The organism is Mesorhizobium sp. M1348 (assembly GCF_040317925.1).
In the GTDB taxonomy this organism is placed as follows: Bacteria; Pseudomonadota; Alphaproteobacteria; order Rhizobiales; family Rhizobiaceae; genus Mesorhizobium.
Genome location: NZ_JAMYLH010000005.1, coordinates 204691 through 224133, shown reverse-complemented (window position 1 = coordinate 224133; position 19443 = coordinate 204691). Strand labels below are relative to the sequence as shown.

General features: G+C 60.8%; 18 protein-coding genes and 5 pseudogenes. 12 read left to right on the top strand and 11 right to left on the bottom strand.

Going from position 1 to position 19443, the window contains the following annotated elements:
• Positions 1 to 58: 58 nt before the first annotated feature.
• A complete protein-coding gene (locus tag NKH13_RS11905; RefSeq protein WP_352466751.1) occupies positions 59 to 316 on the bottom strand; it encodes a hypothetical protein in 258 nt (85 codons plus the stop codon).
• Positions 317 to 564: 248 nt separating this feature from the next.
• On the opposite strand from NKH13_RS11905, the pseudogene NKH13_RS11900 reads away from it, so the two are divergent.
• Positions 565 to 903 (top strand): annotated as a pseudogene (locus NKH13_RS11900) (DUF1612 domain-containing protein); the annotation flags it as partial.
• A 40-nt stretch (positions 904 to 943) separates the two neighbouring features.
• A pseudogene (glnQ, locus tag NKH13_RS11895) lies at positions 944 to 1084 on the top strand (glutamine ABC transporter ATP-binding protein GlnQ); the annotation flags it as partial.
• 491 nt (positions 1085 to 1575) lie between these two features.
• Here glnQ and NKH13_RS11890 read toward each other — a convergent pair.
• The 8 genes and pseudogenes from NKH13_RS11890 to NKH13_RS11850 all read right to left on the bottom strand — a co-directional run.
• Complete coding sequence (locus tag NKH13_RS11890; protein WP_023722328.1) at positions 1576 to 2280, bottom strand: GntR family transcriptional regulator; 705 nt, start codon at positions 2278 to 2280, stop codon at positions 1576 to 1578.
• A 102-nt stretch (positions 2281 to 2382) separates the two neighbouring features.
• On the bottom strand, positions 2383 to 3123 hold the full coding sequence (locus NKH13_RS11885; RefSeq protein WP_023722329.1) for an aspartate/glutamate racemase family protein: 741 nt from the start codon (positions 3121 to 3123) through the stop codon (positions 2383 to 2385).
• 8 nt (positions 3124 to 3131) lie between these two features.
• The gene (locus tag NKH13_RS11880) at positions 3132 to 3854 is read right to left on the bottom strand and encodes an ABC transporter ATP-binding protein (protein WP_352466752.1); all 723 of its coding nucleotides are present in this window, start codon (positions 3852 to 3854) and stop codon (positions 3132 to 3134) included.
• 2 nt (positions 3855 to 3856) lie between these two features.
• Entirely contained in the window at positions 3857 to 4636 is a 780-nt protein-coding gene (locus NKH13_RS11875; RefSeq protein WP_352912590.1) for an ABC transporter ATP-binding protein, read from the bottom strand.
• 4 nt (positions 4637 to 4640) lie between these two features.
• Positions 4641 to 5615: a branched-chain amino acid ABC transporter permease gene (locus NKH13_RS11870; RefSeq protein ID WP_292659991.1), complete on the bottom strand. Its 975-nt coding sequence runs from the start codon at positions 5613 to 5615 to the stop codon at positions 4641 to 4643.
• A gap of 5 nt (positions 5616 to 5620) precedes the next feature.
• The gene (locus NKH13_RS11865) at positions 5621 to 6487 is read right to left on the bottom strand and encodes a branched-chain amino acid ABC transporter permease (protein WP_352912589.1); all 867 of its coding nucleotides are present in this window, start codon (positions 6485 to 6487) and stop codon (positions 5621 to 5623) included.
• 76 nt (positions 6488 to 6563) lie between these two features.
• On the bottom strand, positions 6564 to 7766 hold the full coding sequence (locus tag NKH13_RS11860) for an ABC transporter substrate-binding protein (RefSeq protein ID WP_352912588.1): 1203 nt from the start codon (positions 7764 to 7766) through the stop codon (positions 6564 to 6566).
• A gap of 602 nt (positions 7767 to 8368) precedes the next feature.
• A pseudogene (locus NKH13_RS11850) lies at positions 8369 to 8668 on the bottom strand (diacylglycerol kinase); the annotation flags it as partial.
• Positions 8669 to 9331: 663 nt separating this feature from the next.
• Between NKH13_RS11850 and NKH13_RS11845 the strand changes: the two are divergent.
• The 9 genes and pseudogenes from NKH13_RS11845 (at position 9332) to NKH13_RS11805 (ending at position 17302) form a co-directional block, all read left to right on the top strand.
• On the top strand, positions 9332 to 10006 hold the full coding sequence (locus NKH13_RS11845; RefSeq protein ID WP_352912587.1) for a protein-L-isoaspartate(D-aspartate) O-methyltransferase: 675 nt from the start codon (positions 9332 to 9334) through the stop codon (positions 10004 to 10006).
• A gap of 669 nt (positions 10007 to 10675) precedes the next feature.
• Positions 10676 to 10800 (top strand): annotated as a pseudogene (locus tag NKH13_RS11840) (IS6 family transposase); the annotation flags it as partial.
• A gap of 303 nt (positions 10801 to 11103) precedes the next feature.
• Positions 11104 to 11541, top strand: a complete 438-nt coding sequence (locus NKH13_RS11835; RefSeq protein WP_292659986.1) for a hypothetical protein — start codon at positions 11104 to 11106, stop codon at positions 11539 to 11541.
• 633 nt (positions 11542 to 12174) lie between these two features.
• On the top strand, positions 12175 to 12489 hold the full coding sequence (locus NKH13_RS11830; RefSeq protein ID WP_352466759.1) for a co-chaperone GroES: 315 nt from the start codon (positions 12175 to 12177) through the stop codon (positions 12487 to 12489).
• A gap of 50 nt (positions 12490 to 12539) precedes the next feature.
• Positions 12540 to 14183, top strand: coding sequence for a chaperonin GroEL (gene groL, locus NKH13_RS11825; protein WP_352912586.1), 1644 nt, complete (start codon positions 12540 to 12542; stop codon positions 14181 to 14183).
• Between the two features lie 42 nt (positions 14184 to 14225).
• Positions 14226 to 14300, top strand: a pseudogene (locus NKH13_RS11820) (NADH-quinone oxidoreductase subunit D-related protein); the annotation flags it as partial.
• A gap of 49 nt (positions 14301 to 14349) precedes the next feature.
• Entirely contained in the window at positions 14350 to 14715 is a 366-nt protein-coding gene (locus tag NKH13_RS11815; protein WP_352912585.1) for a 4a-hydroxytetrahydrobiopterin dehydratase, read from the top strand.
• A gap of 775 nt (positions 14716 to 15490) precedes the next feature.
• On the top strand, positions 15491 to 15646 hold the full coding sequence (locus NKH13_RS35620; RefSeq protein ID WP_502908371.1) for a hypothetical protein: 156 nt from the start codon (positions 15491 to 15493) through the stop codon (positions 15644 to 15646).
• A gap of 441 nt (positions 15647 to 16087) precedes the next feature.
• A complete protein-coding gene (locus NKH13_RS11805) occupies positions 16088 to 17302 on the top strand; it encodes an NAD-dependent formate dehydrogenase (protein WP_352912584.1) in 1215 nt (404 codons plus the stop codon).
• Between the two features lie 837 nt (positions 17303 to 18139).
• On the opposite strand, the gene NKH13_RS11800 is transcribed toward NKH13_RS11805, so the two are convergent.
• A complete protein-coding gene (locus tag NKH13_RS11800) occupies positions 18140 to 18325 on the bottom strand; it encodes a hypothetical protein (protein WP_111549063.1) in 186 nt (61 codons plus the stop codon).
• Positions 18326 to 18421: 96 nt separating this feature from the next.
• Here NKH13_RS11800 and NKH13_RS11795 point away from each other — a divergent pair, with 96 nt between their 5' ends.
• Positions 18422 to 18925, top strand: coding sequence for a site-specific integrase (locus NKH13_RS11795; protein ID WP_502912326.1), 504 nt, complete (start codon positions 18422 to 18424; stop codon positions 18923 to 18925).
• A gap of 229 nt (positions 18926 to 19154) precedes the next feature.
• On the opposite strand, the gene NKH13_RS11790 is transcribed toward NKH13_RS11795, so the two are convergent.
• Complete coding sequence (locus tag NKH13_RS11790) at positions 19155 to 19391, bottom strand: hypothetical protein (RefSeq protein WP_352912583.1); 237 nt, start codon at positions 19389 to 19391, stop codon at positions 19155 to 19157.
• Positions 19392 to 19443: the final 52 nt, after the last annotated feature.

Here is a 19443-nt window from a genome sequence, read left to right as displayed (position 1 = left end):
GCTGTGACGGAACTAAATGGCGAGATAGCTTCCGCTACGCGAATCGGCTACAAAAGAATCAATGGCTTACGACTTCACCACTCTGCCGCTGAACACCCTGCTGGGGCCGCTCGCACGCGCCGAAGACCTTGTGGCCCGCCTCGATGAGCGCGTGTACAAAAGCCCTGTCCGCGACGGTTTTTTGCAACGCCAGCATTTTGCCGACGCGGCCGCGGCGCTCTGGCTGGAAGGCGAACTCGTCCACATGGAAGACCTCGTCCTGCACGACGCAAATATGGACATCCGCATCCCGAGCCACGAGCTCACCCGGGCGCATGCCGTGCTGCGCACCCGCCGCCGCATTCTTTTGCACCCACCCGACTGGGCGCTTTCTCGCGTAGGCATTTTGGCGTTGCGCGGCCGCGAAGGCAGGGCGGCGGCGACCGGTCTAGCGCGGGGCAGGTTGGCTCCCGTCCCGATTCAGGGACGGCGGCCGGTGGGGCGGATTACGACGTCGACGAAAGCCTTGCCGAAGACACCGGCCAGGAGGACGCTCTTGCCGAAGAGCTGGCGGAGATCGACGCCGTGTTGGCCCGCTCCGGCCGACTGCTGGCCAGCGAAAAAATCGCGCCGCGCGCCGCGGACAGCCCGGAGGTCCAGACGGAAGGGCAAGGGGCAAACGCGCGGGAGGCCTTGCCGGACGGTCTCGGGCCGCTGATCCGCGATCTCGACTGGAACGAGGACCAGCGGCTGGTCGACTGGCTCGCCGTCGTTGAGCGGCTGCGCGGCGACAACATCCCGGCCGTGCTGGCCGCGGCGATTGCCTGGGAGGCGTGGCAAGACATCGAACCACTGCAGCACCAGCACGGGCTTGGCAATCTGCTGGTGGCCGCGCTGCTCAGGGAGCGCGGCAAGGTTAGTTCGCATCTTTTTGCTCTTAATTTGGGGCTGCGCATGATTGCCAGGGAACGGCGCAAAGGTCGCCGACCGGGTGATCTTCATGGACGCTGGGCAGATCGTCGAGGAGGGCATGCCCGACGCGTTTTTCGGCAACCCGCGCCATGATCGAACGAAGTTGTTCCTCAGCCAGATACTGAAGCATTAGACTTCCAGAAAAAGGCTGCTTTTTCACGTCGCTTTCGGAAAGCGGACAGTCTGCTTCCGGCCCCAACCGAGACCTCCAATGCCACGCTGCTGATCGCTGTTTCCTTGGGGCGCGAAACTGGCGTCCAGGGTCGGGTAGCAAAGCCGCCTTCGGGTTCGATGTGCACGCTTTGTGCTTCGAAAGTCGCATAAGATTGCAGTCTGGAACTGGCCTCTCGCGAGGGCCATCGACCGATCGCATCAGGTCGTATCTAAAGGCCGTAAGAAAAACCGGCAGTTTGCCCAATCCTTGCTGCGACTGCGTGCCCCGTTGTGCGGCAGCAGGAGTAGGTGAAGCTGGAGGGCAGCGCCGCGGACTCAACGAGCGCTACTGTTATGACGGCAGGAACGAAGAAGCAGTCCTCATGGACCGATGCATGCTATGCATTGCTTCGATCACGCCCAGCACGTGGGGACATGGGCGAACTCCGGCGAAGAGTTTGACAGCGGAGATCAGCGCAAGATGTCCGACAGGCTCTCGGGCTTCTTCTCGCCAAGCGACAGATCAAGGCCCGACAGAAGGTCGATGAGATGACTTTGCATCAGGTCGGACGCGTTTTTTGCGTCGTGCTTTTCGATGGAATCAACGAGGGCGTGATGGGCGTGGCTTTCGCAGGTGGTGTCGCGGCGGCGCCAGTAGAGCGCGATGATCAGCGACGACCGCGACAACAGGTCCTTGACGAAGCCGGTCAGGATCGAATGGCCGGCGATTTCAGCGATGCCGACATGGAATTTTGCCGACAGCATTATGGCGTCGCTGTCGCGGCCGGCATGCAGGGCCTCGTGCTCTTTTTCGAGATGAAGCCGCAGTTGCGCGATCTCGGCCGGCTTTGCCACTTCGGCGGCAAGCGCCGCGACCTTGGGCTCGATCAGCGCCCGCGCTTCGAACACCTCGCGCGCTTCCTGCTTGGTCGGCTGAGCGACGAACGCGCCGCGGTTCGGCTCGAGCCGAGCCAAGCGGTCATGCGACAGCGCCTGCAGCGCCGCGCGTATCACCGCGCGGCTCACCGAATAGATCGAGGCGAGCTCGTCCTCGGGCAGCTTTGTGCCCGGTGCGAGGCGATGGCTGACGATGGCGTCGCGCAGGCCGGCATAGACCGGAAACCAGCGCATCGTCGGCTTGTCGCCATCCCGTGTCTTTGGTCCAAGCAGGTCCATCGTCTCATTGTCCCGGCGGCCGGATCGCATAGCGGCGCGAACACCGCGTTTCCGGCCGGACATCGAACATCCTGTGTGGGAGTGTCAACAATTTTGCACGCATCAGGATACACGGCCGGAGGGCGAAAAGGGCGCAAAGATTCCGGCGAAGGATTTTTCGAGTGGAACCTGGTAGCCGCCGCGCTTCGAGGTCGACAAGCCAAGGCTGACGAGGCTCTCGCAGAGTTGTACGGCGCAGGCGACGCCGTCGAGCACAGGAAGGCCATGTTCGCGGCTGAGCGCGGCGGCGAGGTCGGCCATGCCGGCGCATCCCAGCACAATCGCTTCGGCCCGGTCGTCGCGGATGGCGCGCTCGATCTCCTCCGAAATTCGATGGCGGGCGTTGGAGCCGGGCACTTCGAGCTCTAGAACGGGAACGTCGCTTGCCCGCACCCTGGCGCAGCGGCTGGCGAGGCCGTAGCGCACCAGATTGTGCTCGATCGCCGGCACCGAACGCGACAGCGTGGTCACCACGCTGAACTTGCCGGCAATTAGGCTCGCCATGTGAAACGCCGCTTCGCCGATGCCGACCACCGGCATCTCGCCGACGCAGCGTACTGCGTCGAGGCCGGTGTCGTCGAAGCAGGCGATAACGCAGGCGCTCGCCGCCGGATGTCTCTGGATCTCGCCGATCATTCCCGGGATGGCGAAGACCTCGTCGAAATAGCCTTCGACGCTCGGCGGCCCGTCCTTCGGATTGACGGCGATGATCCTGGTGCCGGCCGAAGCCGCGCCGCGCGCCGCCTCGCCGATCTTTTCGGTCATGGACGCAGTGGTGTTGGGATTGACGACGAGTATGTCCATTTGCGCTTTCATATTTCCCCGCCGAGATAGAGTTTCTTGACCCGGTCGTCGCCAAGCAGCTCAGCCGAATGTCCGGCCAGCGCGATCTTTCCGGTCGTCAGTGCGTAGGCGCGCTGCGAGATGCGCAGCGCCATGCGCGAATTCTGCTCGACCAAGAGAACGCTGACCTTTTCGTCGCGATTGATCGCCACGATGGAGCGGGCGATGTCCTGGACGAGCTTCGGCGCGACGCCGAGCGAGGGTTCATCGAGCAGCAGAAGCTTCGGTTTGGCCATCAGCGCCCGCCCGATCACCAGCATCTGCTGTTCGCCGCCGCTCATCGTGCCCGCCGTCTGGGAATAGCGTTCCTTCAGGCGCGGAAAGCGCGTGAGCACCATGTCCAGCGTCCTGGCGATTTCGGCCTTGTCGGTGCGGGTGAAGGCGCCCATCATCAGATTGTCGCGCACCGTCATGTAGGAAAAGACGCGCCGACCCTCCGGCACCATGGCGATGCCCATCCTGACCAGCTCGTCCGGGCGCGTTCCGTCGATGCGGTGGCCCCGGAAATGAATCTCGCCGCTGCGAACTTTCTTCAGGCCGGTGATGGCGCGCAGGATCGAGGATTTGCCCGCGCCGTTCGCGCCGATCAGCGCGACGGTCTCGCCCTCGTTGACGTTGAGCGACACGCCCTTCAGTGCATAGACATGGTCGTAGTAGAGTTCGACGTCGGAGACTTTCAGCAGTTCGCTCATGGCTAAAATCCGATCGCCTCATCTTCGGCGCCGAGATAGGCCTCGATGACCTTTTCGTTCTCCTGGATTCCCTTCGGCGTTCCCTCGGCGATTTTCACACCGAAGTTCAGGACGACGATGCGGTCGGAAATGTTCATGACGGCGGGCATATCGTGCTCGACCAGCAGGACAGTCACGCCGCGCTTCCGCACGTCGCGCACCATCTCCACCGCGCGTACGGTTTCGTCATGGTTCATGCCGGCGAAGGGCTCGTCGAGCAGAATCACGGTCGGGTTGGTAGCGAGCCCGATGGCAATCCCGAGCGCGCGCAGATGGCCGTGCGGCAGCGTGCTGGCGATCTCATGCCGTTGCGCGCCGAGATCGAGGAAGTCGATGATCTCGTCGGCCGAGCGGCCGAATTCATCCTCGTCGCGCCGTGCGGTGTTCGTGCCGAGATAGAAGCCGGCAAGGCTGGCGTTGGAACGCAAGTGATGCGCGATGATGACATTGTCGCGCACCGTCATGCCCTTGAAGATCGTCGTCTCCTGGAACGTGCGCACCACGCCCTTCCGGGCGACGATATGCGGCGCTAGGCCTGAAATCCGCTCTCCCCGGAATAGCACTTCGCCCGAGGTCGGATTGAGGAAAGAGGAAATCAACTTGAACAGCGTCGACTTGCCGGCGCCGTTGGGGCCGATGACGGAGAGGATTTCGCGTTCGCGGACCGCGAAGGAAACATTGTTGACCGCGACCAGCCCGCCGAAGCGTTTGGTCACGGCCTTGATCTGGAGAAGCTCAGTCATGGTCCTAGCCCTGCTTCTTGCCGAACAGCCTGAGGCTGAGCAGGCCGTTGGGAAGGAACAGCATCAGCGCGATCAGCACCGAAGAGAAGATCAGCAACTGGAACTCGCCGGTCTCGAACAGGAAATCCCAGCCGAAATAGAGCACGAAGGTGCCGATCATCGGCCCGAAGACGTGGCCGAGCCCGCCGAGGAAGCAGTTCAGCATGAAGTTCACCGAGTCGGTGACGGTGAAGCTCGACGGATAGATCGACTGCGAGATGGCGACGAACATCGCACCGCCGAGACCGCCGAGGAATGAGGAGAAGGCGTAGGCGATAACGCGCAGATAGGCGATGTTGACGCCGATCGAGGAGGCCAGTTCCTCGTTCTGCTGCAACGACTGGCAGAGTTTGCCAATGCGCGAATGGACTAGGCGGTAGAGCGCCGCAAAGCACAGCACCATCAGCACAACCGACACCAGATAGAAGGCGGGACGCGGATTGGCGAGCGTCGCGAAATCTGGAAGGATGGTCAGCCCGAAGATCGAGATGCCGCCGGGGAGCGGAATGCTGACCATGCCCTTGGCTCCGTTGGTGATCGGCAGCGCCAGCGCGAGCAGCCGCGCCACTTCGGTCAAAACCAGCGTGACCATGGCGAAATAGACGCCGCGAAGCCTGAGGATGGGCAGTCCGATCAGCACGCTTGCAGCGGCGCAGAATAGCCCAGCCAGCGGCAGTGTCAGCCAGAACGACACACCGTACTGGACGACAAGAATGGCCGAAACATAGCCGCCCATAAGCGCGAAGGCCCCTTGGCCGATATTGATGCGGCCGATGTAGAAAGTCACCCACACCCCGGCGCTGGCGATGCTGAGCAGCGCGACCGAGGTCAGCGTGTAGTAGAGGTCGAGCCGACCGGTCGCCTCGATCAGCCAGGGCACGCCGACGAGTACGACCAGCAGGAAGACAGCGACGGCGAGGATGTTGCGTGTACGCTTCATGTCCATCATCCCCACGGCTTGCCCATGAGCCCGTTCGGGCGGATGCTCAGGAACACCATCAGCGCGGCGAAGATGACGAGATAAGTGACGTCGCCATATTGGCGTAGGACCGTCAGGCCGACCGATTCCATCATGCCGAGGATGAAGCCGCCGGCGATCGCTCCGCTGACCACGCCGGCCCCGCCGATCATCACCATCAAGAACGCCTTGATCGAGATCGGCCCGCCGATGCCCGAATTGACGCCGGTGATGGCGACCAGCAGCCCCCCGACTATGCCGGCAAGCATGGCGCCGAGCGCAAAGCCGATCATCGAATAGCGGTCGACCTCGACGCCCATCAGCTGCGCCGCGACCCGGTCCTGCGCCAGCGCCCGCATGGCGCGTCCCGGCTTGCTGTACTGCATGAAAAGCACGAAGGAGGCGATGAACAGTATGGCGAGTGCGCCGACCAGCAGCCGGTCGTTAGGCATTATGAGGCTGTCGGAGACGAAGACGCCTTTGACGATCTTCGGCACGCCGCGCTGCTTTTCGCCGAACAGGAGGAGGATCACGGCGTCGAGGAAGAATGCGACTGCCGCCGCGAGAAGCATCGTACTTTCCTCCCGCACGCTTCGCTTAATCACCGTCCTGAAAAGGAATTTCTCGACAAGCGCTCCAATGACCAGCAGCGTGATCCCGGACGCGACGAGCGCGACGACGAAAGGCATGCCGAGCTGGCCATAGACGGTGTAGGTGACGAAGCCGCCGAGAACGTACATCTGCCCATGGGCAAAGTTAAGCACGTTCATCAGCGCGAAGATCAGGGTCAGACCGAGCGCGATCAAGGCGTATTGCGCGCCAAGATAAAGCCCGTTGGCGATGATTTGTTCCATCAGGATGGTTCCGGCCGTTCAGAGGCTGAAGACGAATGCTCGAGCCTCTGCGGCAATCCGCTTCGGTGCAGTTGCGTCAATCGACTTGAGCGACGAAGAGCGTCTCGAACTTGCCGTCGCGGTATTCCGTGACCACCATCGGGACCGAAAGCTGGCGCTTCTGGCCAAACGACGTCATTCCGACATAGGTCAGCTTGGCATCGTCCTTCAGATAGGGATTGGGCGCCGAGAAAGTGTCGATCGTCTTCTTGAACTCCTCGACATTGTCGATCGCGGCCGGGTTCGCCTTCAGCGTCTCGATGATGTATTCGAGCGCGTAGACCTTGGTGTTGGACTCGTCATTGTATTCGCCGAACATTTTCGTGTAGCGGTCGACGAATTCCTTCATCGTGTCGGACGCGATTTCGGGCGTCGATGCGCCACCGACTGAGATGAAACCGTTGGCCAACTCGCCCGCGCCCTCTTCCAGCACCTTGGCATCCTGCGCCGTTTCGGTGGAGATCAGACCCTCGTAGCCGAGCTCGCGCGCGGCGCGGATCAGCAGCGGCGCATTGCCGGGCGCGACACCCGAAAGCACCAGCAGGTCCGGTTTTTGCAAAACGATCGGCGTCAGTACCGGCGTGAAATCGCGGGTATCGTTTTGGTAGACATCCGTGGCAGCCACAACCTCGAGCCCGAGCGCCTTTGCCGCGGCAACACCGCCATCCCGCTGGCTCAGCGGATCGGATTCATTTGCGGCGACAAAGGCAACTTTCTTCACGCCCCTGTTTTCCATGAGATATTTGTAGATCGCCGGAGCCGACTGGTAGTTGGCGATCATGCCGAGCACGGCGTTGGACGCCGGCGGGGTGTAGAGTTCCTTCGGGAACGCGTAGGGAAAATAGATGATGCCCTTGGATTCAGCCACGGGACGCACCGCCGCGGCGCCGTCGTCGACATTCGGACCGACGACATAGTGTATGCCCTCCTGGGCCATCTTCTCCATGCCGGCGATCGCCCGCTTCGGATCCTTCTGGTCGTCGAAGGTGACGATTTTGATGTCGTAGGTCTCGTCACCAATCTTCACACCGCCGGTTTCGTTGATCCAGGCGGCGCGCGTCTGCATCGAGCGGACGTTGGATGTGCCCCACGCAGCGGCCGCGCCACTCGTCACGCCGACAAAGCCGATCTTGAGTTCCTTGTTGGCGGCGTGCACCGCGATTGTGCCGCCGGCCATGATTGCCAGCGCGGAGACGGCGCCGCGCGCCGCGGATGTGATTATTGAACGTCTGTTGATCATTGTTCTTTCCCCTTTGGAGGCCGCGCATTGTTGCGACAGAACTCGACCGATACGCGGACTTTTGTGAGTGAAGGCTCAAATCAATCACCTGTCAACAAAACTTTCTCAGATTGTTGACAATCTTGTGAGCGGCCGTAGGCGAAGAACGTAGGACCGATCGCGGTTCGGTGCTTTGCTCGAGAGGTTCGTGGTGTCGGAATTCCTGAAGCTCGCATGGTGGTCAGAGCGACGGGTGTCTTTCTCACACTACCGGACCAAGGATCAGGACGAAGTCGGCGTCGTGATCGAGGATCGACGCGGTCGGGTCGTCGGTATCGAGGTGAAGGCCTCCGCAACGGTTCCGCAGGACTTTCGGGGGATTGCGCCAGTTGCAGGAAGGAGTCCGCGATCGTTTTGTGCGCGGGCTGGTGCTGCACGACCATCACCGTGTGACGCCGTTCGGCGAAAAAATTGCAAGCTGCACCGGTGTCGGTTCTGTGTTCGATGTAAAGTTGCATAAAATGCGGTCTGGAACTTGGGTCGCGAGGTGGTCTAAATAATCCCAGATCGATACGAGCCGAGCCTTCATTGGTCGCGGTGATTTCTGGCAACTTCGACACCCCCGTAAGCCATCTTGCATCGAACCAGCGGTCCGTCGGCCCGTCATAGGGCAGCCGCGTGACATCCCAGTGGCTGACGAAGCGCGCGTAGGCGTCCCAGACCGGTGGACCGCCGCCGATGAAGACGACACGGCCGGCAAAGCGCTTGAGCGTGTCCTCGGGATCCATACTGGAGCGAACGACGACAAGTTCCCGATCCGCGCGAGCAAAATCCGGAACGCTTGCGATCGTCTTGGGACCGGCGAGCAAGACGTGTCCTCTCGTGACGTCGAAAAACCGTGCAACGTCGGCTACGAACTCCGGCGAGCCGAAGCGATATTGGCAAACTGAAACGTCAGAGCGGGCATCGCGCAGATGCCCGCCACCAAGGGTACGGATGCACGCAAGGGACCGAAGAAGCGCCGGCGACCCCCCACCGCTCGAAGAACAGGAGAGGGGCCAATAGTGCGAAACCCGCTTTCCAAGCCGTTTGCCGATCCAGAAGGACAGCCAGTCCCCCAGTGCCGCGCCAATGGCGGCGGCAAGCCATCACGAAATTCCGGTTCTTCTCAGCAGCGCCACGCGGGCTAACGCTGATTATCGTATGGCCGGCCTGCAGCGCGAATAGCGCTGCTGGCTCGCCCAGGTTCGGTCATCGTCAATCGCCAGATCACGCACGATCAGCACGGGATGGAGCCGGTGAGCGACAGCGCAGGGTTCGGCGTCGTTTTGGCCTTCGGCCTATTGGTGCTCAACTGGCTGGCGATCCGCTATATCGATGTTGTCGCCTGGCTGGCGAGCTTCTGATGCGCACGCCGTTCCACCCCGGTGCGAGGAACGGGAGAGCACCAAGGACGGCGACGAAATAGCAGGGCGGTACAACCCGCCCCAACCGAAGCCGCGTTCTCGACGACATGGTTACTGTGACAAGACGAACAGGGTATAAGGCTATCAGGCAGCAGACTGGTTGAGGAGCGCCCCACCGTCATGAAGCCGATGAACGAAGAGCACCTCGCGGTTCTACGCAGGCACATGGTCGAGATGATTGCAATTCACACCGATCTTGCAAGCGAAGAACTTGGCAAGGCGGCGCTCGATGAGCGGGTATTGGCGGCGATGAGGCGGATACCGCGGCACCTCTTCGTGCCAGCATCAGTTGCGCCTTATGCCTACCAAGACATGCCGCTGCCGATCGGCTTTGATAAAACCGTCTCGCAGCCCTTCATCGTTGCTCTCATGACCGATCTCCTTGCGCCGCAACCGCACGAGGCAGTGCTCGAGATCGGCACCGGCCTAGGCTACCAAACCGCAATCCTCGCGGACCTTGCCGGGCAAGTTTGGAGCGTCGAAATCATCGAGGAATTCGCAAGCCATGCCGAGGCTCTCCTGCGGGGTCTCGGCTTCTCCAATGTCGGCATTCGTGTCGGAGACGGGTCTCGCGGCTGGCCTGAGCACGCCCCATTCGACAAGATCCTGGTCACCGCGGCCGCTGAGCGGACACCGCCGGCTTTGCTTGAGCAGCTCAAACCGGGGGGACGCCTGGTCCTGCCCGTGGGACCTGGAGAAGCGCAGTTGCTGACGGTCATCGACAAGGATGCGGCAGGGCAACTGAAGACTCGCAAACTCATCCCGGTTCGGTTCAGCCGTCTCGAAACGGTCTAATGAGGGGTGCGGCTGCGCGGAGCCGTGCTGGAAGATCAGGATAACGCGCGCCGCATCGATCACACAGGCGCTGGATGGCATCGCCGATCTTTTGACATCCATGCCGCAACGCTACTCGTCGAGCACGCCTGCAGCCGCCGGTCGCAGCCGCTGGCGATCATGCCGGCGCGGTCGTATTGCGCGCTTCTCAAAGACCCCTTATCCAGCCTACTGTGTGCCTGCCAGACGGCACTGGGTCGCTCATCTGGGAAATGACGGCCAAAGGCTCAAGGAATTCGCCCAGTGGCCAACATGTAGCGGGCAGGAGGTAACGATGGATCTCAAGGACAGGCGCCTCTGGTACGGCGTGGTATCCGTGATCGTGGTATTGGTCGTGATTGCGTATGCGGCTGGTTGGTTTGGCGGCACACCGATACCAGCGCCGCAGCAGTGAGAGCGATCGTCATTCTCGCTTGGCGGCAGCTGACTGCTCAGTCTCTAAAGGTCGAAGGAAGGGACACCTGGTTGGCTGTTTCGCTGGTTCGGCTACCATCCTGACGACGCACAGCCTGGACCGTTTTTGAGGTGGCTTCCGCTCAACTTGTTGGTTGATGGACGGACCGGTCCTTGGATCGCGCAAATCCGCAACACTCCGCCATCGGGCCGGGTAACTTCGATAATGGTTTCGACACGGACAAACTGCGATCCTACGGAGTAGCCAGGCGCCAGGTCATGCCGGAAGTCGTACACTGGAGCCACAAGGGCCCAACGACCGGGCGGAGAACTCGCATCAGCCCGGCCTTCGGCGGTTTCGAAGCTAAACTGCCACTCGCTTGATCCCGCTGCCCGGCCAGCGATGAGCCGGGCTACTCCAGCACAGACTCTGCCCGTCGATCACCTCGATCGGCACGGACTCCAGACCGACATCGTCGAACAGCCGCGCATTTGACCGCGTTCGCCAAATTAATGGCCGGATCTTTGCGAAGCCTCCGCATTTTCGTGGGGGGAAGCCCTCCCAACATCATCGTGATTGGACTTCACGATCGGTCGGAGTCACGCTGGCCGCAGGTATAAGAAGGATATGGGTGGGCCAACTATCGTCCGAATAGGAGGCTAAAATGAAGCACCAGACGCTTGAGCAACTGCAGATCGTCGCCGAGATCGATCAGGACTACCTGCGCCAGGCCATGTCGCGCAGCGAACGTCTTGAACGCTGGGCGGAGCTCCTTGAACGGAACCCTGACCGGCGACTCTCGACGCTACACCAGACCGAGTATCAGCCGGTTAGATCACGCGGGGCCATGCGCGGCGACGGCTCGCCGATCTCAGTCGCTTTCGAGGATCCTGTCCTCCGCGCCGCCGGGTTGGAAAACGACAACTACGGCGAAGCGAAGCGGTTCTTCGAACTGACCGACAGGCAATTGCATGAGATCATCTGCTATTGTCATTTCGGCGCGACGGTGAGCGCCGTAACGGCCGCCCGTCACATCCGTGCGGCGATTGCCGGGAGACAGCCCGGCATGTTCGCTCGGATGCGTGAGGCGTTCGTCGGATAAAGCCGGAGCCGTTTCGCAGCATCATTTTTGAAGCGGCTCGCATGGAAAGCCGCCGCCGTAGCGCAGGCAAGCGCTCCCCACGCGGGAGGCTGCGTTGCATGAGGGGGTGCGGCTTTCCGCAGGAGCACGCCGACCTGCATCTTTTCCATCCGAACCGGAAAGATCCCAATGCTGCCAGTACATCCGTGGTCAGCGCCGTGGTTCAAAGGCTCGAACAGAGCGACATGCGCGCCGGATAAGCGCTATACATTCGCTGTCGAAAATTCGGTGCTTCATGGTGGGTCGAAGGTCGCGGACCTATGTCGATCGGGACCGGGAAAGCCAAATCGTGCCAAATTTTCGCGAACTGTATATATCTCTCGATGCACATTCAATCAAGGCTCAATAGGTTTGGTTCATAATTGCGGATTAATATAGTCTGTTGTCGGCAAAATTAAGAGGGATGAATTACAATAAAATTGCTTATGGCTCCGCCTTTCGGACGGCCAAAAGCGCCGGTAACAACGACTGATTTACATTTCAAATATTTTCGGTTTGAGGAATTAAAAATTTGGCACTCCTATCATTCGAGTGCCAAAGGGGCTATGTTAAGTGTTGCAGTCGCTCTATGTGCGGCGGCAGAAAGAACCCCCAATGAAATTCCGGCCACTCCACGACCGCGTCGTCATTCGGCGCGCGGAAGGCGATACCAAATCCAAGGGCGGGATCATTATTCCCGACACCGCCAAGGAAAAGCCTCGGGAAGGCGAAGTGATCGCCGTGGGCCCGGGCTCGCGTGACGAGAGCGGCAAGCTGATCCCGCTCGACGTCAAGGCCGGCGATCTCATCCTGTTCGGCCAATGGTCCGGCACCGAGGTGAAGATCGACGGCGAAGACCTCCTGATCATGAAGGAGAGCGACATTTTGGGCATCGTCGAGAAGACCAAAGCGGCCAAGAAAGCCGCCTGACCGGGCGATTTCCGATCCCGCAATTTCAAGACTGAACTGGACCTAAAATCATGTCTGCCAAGGAAATCAAATTCGCTACCGATGCCCGCGACCGGATGCTTCGCGGCGTCGAAATTCTGAACAACGCCGTCAAGGTGACGCTCGGCCCCAAAGGCCGCAATGTCGTCATCGACAAGGCCTATGGCGCGCCGCGCATCACCAAGGATGGTGTCGCCGTCGCCAAGGAAATCGAGCTTGCCGACAAGTTCGAGAACATGGGCGCCCAGATGGTGCGCGAAGTGGCCTCGAAGACCAACGACCTCGCCGGCGACGGCACCACCACCGCCACGGTGCTGGCCGCTTCCATCCTGCGCGAAGGTGCCAAATTCGTTGCCGCGGGCATGAACCCGATGGACCTCAAGCGCGGCATCGACCTTGCTGTGGCTGCTGTGGTGAAGGACATTCAAGCCAGGGCCAGGAAAGTCAAATCTTCGGACGAGATCGCCCAGGTTGGTACGATCGCCGCCAATGGCGACGCGTCGGTCGGCGCCATGATCGCCAAGGCGATGAACAAGGTCGGCAATGAGGGCGTGATCACCGTCGAAGAAGCCAAGACCGCCGAAACCGAACTCGATGTCGTCGAAGGCATGCAGTTCGACCGTGGCTATCTCTCGCCCTATTTCGTCACCGATGCCGAGAAGATGCGCGCGGAGCTGGAGGACCCTTACGTTCTCGTCCATGAGAAGAAGCTCGGCAATTTGCAGGCGTTGCTGCCGATCCTCGAAGCTGTGGTGCAAAGCGGTAAGCCGCTGCTGATCATCTCGGAAGACGTCGAAGGCGAGGCGCTAGCGACGCTGGTCGTCAACAAGCTGCGCGGCGGCCTCAAGGTCGCAGCCGTCAAGGCGCCAGGCTTCGGTGACCGGCGCAAGGCGATGCTGGAAGACATTGCCGTGCTCACCGCCGGCCAGATGATTTCCGAGGATCTCGGCATCAAACTCGAGAACATCACGATCGACATGCTCGGGCGGGCCAAGCGCGTGCTCATCGAGAAGGATACGACGACGATCATCGACGGCGCCGGCGAGAAAGCCACCATCCAGGCGCGCGTCCAGCAGATCAAGTTGCAGATCGAGGAAACGTCCTCGGATTACGACAAGGAGAAACTCCAGGAACGTCTCGCCAAGCTGGCTGGCGGCGTTGCTGTCATTCGCGTCGGCGGCGCGACCGAGACGGAAGTCAAGGAAAAGAAGGACCGCATCGATGATGCGCTGAACGCCACTCGTGCAGCCGTGGAAGAAGGCATCGTTGCCGGCGGCGGTGTTGCGCTTTTGCGCGCCAAGGCAGCTTTGACTGAGCTTACTGGCGCGAATGCTGACATGACGGCAGGTATTTCGATTGTGCTGAGAGCACTTGAAGCGCCGATCCGGCAGATTGCCGAGAATTCCGGCGTTGAAGGTTCGATCGTCGTCGGCAAGCTCTCCGACAGCAAGGATCACAATCAGGGCTTCGACGCCCAGAACGAAGTCTATGTCGACATGATCAAGGCCGGTATCGTCGACCCCGCCAAGGTCGTTCGGACGGCCCTGCAGGATGCCGGCTCGATTGCCGCGCTCCTGATCACCGCTGAAGCAATGATCGCGGACATTCCGCAGAAGGTTTCGCCCGCTATGGGTGGCGCGGGAGGTATGGGCGGAATGGGCGGAATGGACTACTGAGCGGCGCCTGAGACTATAGCCAGGACGACGGAAGGCCAGCGACGCGGGCACATGCGAGCCGATATCTCGGCGATCATCGGTTCGCTCGACATCGTGTTCGGGGAGATCGATCGATAGGCTCGTCGCTGTCGTATTTGCTGCTAAAAATGGTCTTGGAGACAAGAACATGACCGACACTCTTGCCGAGAAAACATGTACGCCTTGTCGCGGCGGCGTCCCGCCGCTCACGCGTGATGAAGCCCAAGGGTTCCAGGCACAGGCTCCTGATTGGGAGCTGGGTGACGATGCCCACCGCATCCAGCGGAGCTTTCGATGCCGCAATTTCCGGGACGCGCTCACCCTTGTTCAGGAGATCGGTGAGCTCGCCGAAACCGAGGGCCATCACCCCGACATCAGCTTCGGCTGGGGTTATGTGACGGTTTCCCTGAGCACCAAGAAGATCAAAGGACTGCACGAGAACGATTTCATCATGGCGAGCAAGATCGATCGGATGCTCGATCGCGCGGGGCGGCCCCTCGACCGCCAACGGTGACACGGCAAATCCATTGCCAATCAAGTGAGGTCGTTTATGCACTGTCGTCCGCAGCACCATGACAATGATGTCTGCATGCTTGGCTCACCCATTCGGCGTCGGCTATTTGCGCGGAACCTCCCACGCATGGTGAATGGCGGGCGCGCTCCAGCAGCACGATCTTATCCGCTGATCCATGGTTTCCGGGAAGCTGCGCGCATCGCTGATCAATGGTGCGGTTTCCATTCCGACGCGCTCTCGGCAGGGAGCGGGCGAGGCGAGCGCCCTCCATTCGCCGGTTTTCGCGCACGGGCGACATCCGGAATGACGTTGCAATGCGTAGCGACCGTGACGCGAATGTTGCGGCAGAGGCAGTGTTCGCGGCGATTCATTCGCCCAACAGTCGGTCGCCGACGAACGTTGCCGTAGTTGACTTAACTGCGGTCGAGCCTCGGCCCGATAGCTTGTGTGTCCGGCTGCGAGACCCGCCGCAGATAGCCTGTTTGTCCAGTGCCCTTCCATAGCATCACGTTGGCAGTGGCATTCCTGGTCAAGCGCATTTCGGTCTGTTGCGTCGCGGGAACTGCAGTGGGAGGGTTGTTTCAGGGGGACGGGGAGAGATAGCGGAGGACGGGAAGGACGGGAGCGGGACAGCGGGACGGGAGGGACGGCCGCCGGTAATCGGGGCGGGCGCCTGGCGGGACGGCAAAGCTGTGCGTCGGCCGCGGCGCGACTGGTGGTGGCTGGCGACTCGGCGGCAAGATCTGCGCCTGTGAAGCAACGCAGGAGGCGAACAATGGAATTCTTTTGTGGACTGGATGTTGCGATGGATGAGACGGCGGTGTGCGTCGTCGATGATCGCGGCGAGGTGCAGCTGCAGGCGACGGCCTTGTCTGTCTCGTCACTTTCGCCATTTCCAGGTGACATCGGTGAGCGTTGCGAACTGGCTTAGCAATACCGTCTGAGCGGCAAGCGATGCGAGATTCCTCTGCTTGATAAGCGCTGACTAACAGGTTTTTTGCAATCTTTGAGGGGATGCAGAAGCCCTTGAGGCCTGCGAAGTCGGAGCCTGTCAGTGATCATGATGCACGGTGCCCAACCTCGGCAATTCTGAAGTGTCCGCATCAAGCATTTGTTGTCAGCAGACCGTGCGCGCGGTCTGAAATAAAGGAACTCGAACGCTGCACCAGTGCCGCCCGCAGCACTTGAAACCATGCCCGGGTCTTCCATGTAATACGCAATAGCGCACAACTTTCCGAATGAGGAAGCGCCGGCAGATGAGTCTGCTCCCCACCAGCAATTCAACAGAGCATCGCCGTGCCGACCATCGTTGGCCGGCAGCGTTAACAACAGAGCGTTTTCCTCTTCGTTGTCAGACGAAGGAAGATACACAATGGCAAAGGTCGTTTGCGTCCTCTATGACGATCCGGTCGACGGTTATCCGACAAAATATGCGCGGGACGGCCTGCCAAAGCTCGACCGCTATCCCGGCGGCCAGACACTTCCCACGCCGAAGGCCATCGACTTTGAACCGGGGGTCTTGCTCGGTAGCGCGTCGGGCGAACTCGGCCTGAGGAAATTTCTCGAAAGCGCGGGCCACAGCCTGGTGGTGACCTCGGACAAAGACGGTCCCGCCAGCATTTTTGAACGCGAACTCGTTGACGCCGAAATCGTGATCTCGCAGCCGTTCTGGCCGGCATATCTGACCGAAGAACGAATAGCCAAGGCAAGCAGACTGAAGCTTGCGATCACCGCCGGCATCGGATCCGATCATGTCGATCTTCAGGCCGCCATGGACCGCGGCATCACGGTTGCCGAGGTGACTTACTGCAATTCGATCAGCGTGTCCGAGCATGTGGTCATGATGATCCTGGGGCTCGTGCGCAACTACATCCCGTCCTACCAGTGGGTCGTGAAAGGCGGCTGGAATATCGCGGACTGCGTCGCACGCTCCTACGATATCGAGGGAATGCAGATCGGAACCGTCGGCGCCGGCCGGATCGGCAGCGCGGTATTGCGCCGGCTGAAGCCGTTCGACGTCAAGTTGCACTACACCGATCGCCACCGACTGCCTGAGGCGGTCGAGAAAGAACTTGGCGTCACCTTCCACCAAGATCCCGCATCCATGGTCGGCGTCTGCGACGTGGTCACGATCAATGCACCTCTGCATCCGGAGACGGAGAATCTCTTCGACGAGACGATGATCGCCAGGATGAAACGCGGCGCCTATCTGGTGAACACGGCGCGCGGCAAGATCTGCAATCGTGACGCCATCGCCCGCGCGCTGGAGAGTGGCCAACTCGCTGGCTATGCCGGCGACGTCTGGTTCCCGCAGCCGGCTCCCAAGGATCATCCGTGGCGATCGATGCCGCATCACGGCATGACGCCGCACATTTCAGGATCGTCGCTCTCCGCCCAGGCGCGCTACGCCGCGGGCACCCGCGAAATTCTCGAATGCTGGTTCGAAGGCCGGCCGATCCGTGAGGAATATCTGATCGTCGATGGCGGCAAGCTCGCCGGCGCCGGTGCGCATTCCTACAGCGTGGGAGACGCCACCCGAGGTTTGGAAGAGGCAGCACGCTTTAAGGCCAGGAGTGATCCGAGCTAGATCGATTTCCGCTGCGCTCGACTCGGACGGGAAGAAGACAAGGGTGGGGGGCAGATCAACATGGGTCCTGCTGCCAAGGTTGACGAAAAGACCAAGGCCGAACTCAAGAAAAATTGGACGATGATGCTGGCCGCTTCGACAAAGTCCGCTAAAGAAGATTGATGTGTGCGTGCCTCTGATTAGCGTTAACACGCTAGGGCGGAGCGGTTGGACAGGACTCATCCCAACCGGAACAAGTCAGCTTCCGCGCATGCATTCTCAAATTTCGTTGACTGACAAGTCTTCCCGATGTGTCCCGATCTGCCATCTATACCCCCACGCATCCGGCATCATCGCTCGTCGGTCGCCATAAGGCGGAGCAGGATGCGCTCGGCGCCTTCGAGCCCGTCATGACGCATTCCTTCGGAATTGATCCGCAGGACGGCCGGCCCGTGATGTTCCACTCTCAGATGATCTGCGACCTAGCGACCGTCGTCGACATCGGTGAGTCGTGATCGCCGAGCCTAAGCACATATTGAGGCCGACCGCTGGCTCTCCGCCCCAATGCCGCATCGTGGAGGTGGTGCGTCGCTACCGCGTAGGGTGGTCGTGGCATGAGTGCCGATGTCCGCTTGGGTCAAAGTCGACATTCAGCCGGCAGGCAAATCAAGCTAACAGAGTAGCCGAGAATTTCGTCCAGTTCAGATCGCCACCGTGCACTGGTGGCTCTGAATCAGGTGCTTCTGCAAACGGTGAAGGAAGTCCCCAGACCGCCCCTTGGATCTTGTAGGGCTCTACTGGGCCGATGAAGCCGCCCGTACGGTTGGGTAGCGACTGCGCGAGACCGGATGGCCATCGCTAGCTCTCCGCATGGCTAAAGACCACAGCGCCGTTGTCGTTACGAACTTCAACGGCGACGATTCCATCGTCACCTTTTCGGGTCTGGAACATCGAGATTGCATGGTCTTTCGCTGTCTTCTCGGCGTCGAACGTCTCCTTGTCGACGATGCCCTGTCTTCCGTACCAGATGACAGTGAAGGCCATTTTTGGTCGTTCCTTTGCGCCAAGCATACAGGAATTCAGGGCGGTAGGGGATGAAATCACGGTGCCACATTCAAGCATTGGCGCTCCACAGGGCCGGTGGCCGCGCTTGTCCTGCACATACCCAGGCCGAAGGGCGGCGAAGTCAAGGCATTCGACATTCCGCTTTCGAACGCCATGATCCGCTGTCTGGTTCGAGTGATGCGCATTGGCCGGGCTCTCTACGGCGAGCAATCGCGTGAATGGCTCTTTCCGGCCGAGAGCGAAAGCGGTCACATCGTCGAGCACAAAGAGAAACGCAGCGATCTCTCGAAATGGGGGAATGACCTACGGCAGACGTTCCGCACAATCGCCCAAACCGCGGGCGTTGCGGAGCTGGACGTTCACCTGCTGATGAACCACTCGATCCCGGGCGTTAATGCGGGCTACATCACACGCAACAAGCTGCTGAGCGATCACCTGCGCCAGCAGCAAGAAGCCATCTCGAGCCGGATGCTGGAAGCCGGGCGCTCGCGAAGGAAAGAAACGGAGCGTCGCACTTCTGTCTGGCCCGCACTTCCAAGCAGCCGCCTGCTTTCTGAACTGATGAGCGAGGAGGACTAGCTGCTCCAAGACATTTCCGCATTGCACCGGACCTTGTCTGGGGCTAACGGCTGCTTTGCGCCTGATGTCGGTCATTCCGCCGGCCCCTCCCGCCCCCCAGAAGCGGACTTCGCAGGTGTCAACGCGATGCGCAACCGGGACTGCAACGCCCACATGCTTGAACTGTCACGCACGATCTTCGATGAAAGTTCCGCGCAACCGCCCGCAGGTCAGCCGTCGCGGCAGAGCGCTAAATCCGGCAGACCGCGACGACGAAGAACTCGCGGTAGCAGAAGTCCGGATCGTCGAGCAGGCGATCCGGCCGCTCCTTTAGTTCCTGCCAATAGGCCTGGTCGGCGTCAGGCAGGACGTAGCCCGGCGCGACGCTGGCAAAATAGGCTAGTAGGTCGCGAACATAGTTATGCGTGAGGCGAGGCGCGGCCGCCCAGCGCTCGACCAACCAGCCCTTGCGACTGACGACCTCCAAGCCCCGCCTGCCGCAGACGCGCCGGAAGCGTCGAACCGCAATCGGTGCCGAG

Coding starts and splice junctions, on each gene's coding strand:
- NKH13_RS11905 (WP_352466751.1), bottom strand. CDS start 316: ATGCGCCCGGGTGAGCTCGTGGCTCGGGATGCGGATGTCCATATTTGC.
- NKH13_RS11890 (WP_023722328.1), bottom strand. CDS start 2,280: ATGGACCTGCTTGGACCAAAGACACGGGATGGCGACAAGCCGACGATG.
- NKH13_RS11885 (WP_023722329.1), bottom strand. CDS start 3,123: ATGGACATACTCGTCGTCAATCCCAACACCACTGCGTCCATGACCGAA.
- NKH13_RS11880 (WP_352466752.1), bottom strand. CDS start 3,854: ATGAGCGAACTGCTGAAAGTCTCCGACGTCGAACTCTACTACGACCAT.
- NKH13_RS11875 (WP_352912590.1), bottom strand. CDS start 4,636: ATGACTGAGCTTCTCCAGATCAAGGCCGTGACCAAACGCTTCGGCGGG.
- NKH13_RS11870 (WP_292659991.1), bottom strand. CDS start 5,615: ATGAAGCGTACACGCAACATCCTCGCCGTCGCTGTCTTCCTGCTGGTC.
- NKH13_RS11865 (WP_352912589.1), bottom strand. CDS start 6,487: ATGGAACAAATCATCGCCAACGGGCTTTATCTTGGCGCGCAATACGCC.
- NKH13_RS11860 (WP_352912588.1), bottom strand. CDS start 7,766: ATGATCAACAGACGTTCAATAATCACATCCGCGGCGCGCGGCGCCGTC.
- NKH13_RS11845 (WP_352912587.1), top strand. CDS start 9,332: ATGAAGCCGATGAACGAAGAGCACCTCGCGGTTCTACGCAGGCACATG.
- NKH13_RS11835 (WP_292659986.1), top strand. CDS start 11,104: ATGAAGCACCAGACGCTTGAGCAACTGCAGATCGTCGCCGAGATCGAT.
- NKH13_RS11830 (WP_352466759.1), top strand. CDS start 12,175: ATGAAATTCCGGCCACTCCACGACCGCGTCGTCATTCGGCGCGCGGAA.
- groL (WP_352912586.1), top strand. CDS start 12,540: ATGTCTGCCAAGGAAATCAAATTCGCTACCGATGCCCGCGACCGGATG.
- NKH13_RS11815 (WP_352912585.1), top strand. CDS start 14,350: ATGACCGACACTCTTGCCGAGAAAACATGTACGCCTTGTCGCGGCGGC.
- NKH13_RS35620 (WP_502908371.1), top strand. CDS start 15,491: ATGGAATTCTTTTGTGGACTGGATGTTGCGATGGATGAGACGGCGGTG.
- NKH13_RS11805 (WP_352912584.1), top strand. CDS start 16,088: ATGGCAAAGGTCGTTTGCGTCCTCTATGACGATCCGGTCGACGGTTAT.
- NKH13_RS11800 (WP_111549063.1), bottom strand. CDS start 18,325: ATGGCCTTCACTGTCATCTGGTACGGAAGACAGGGCATCGTCGACAAG.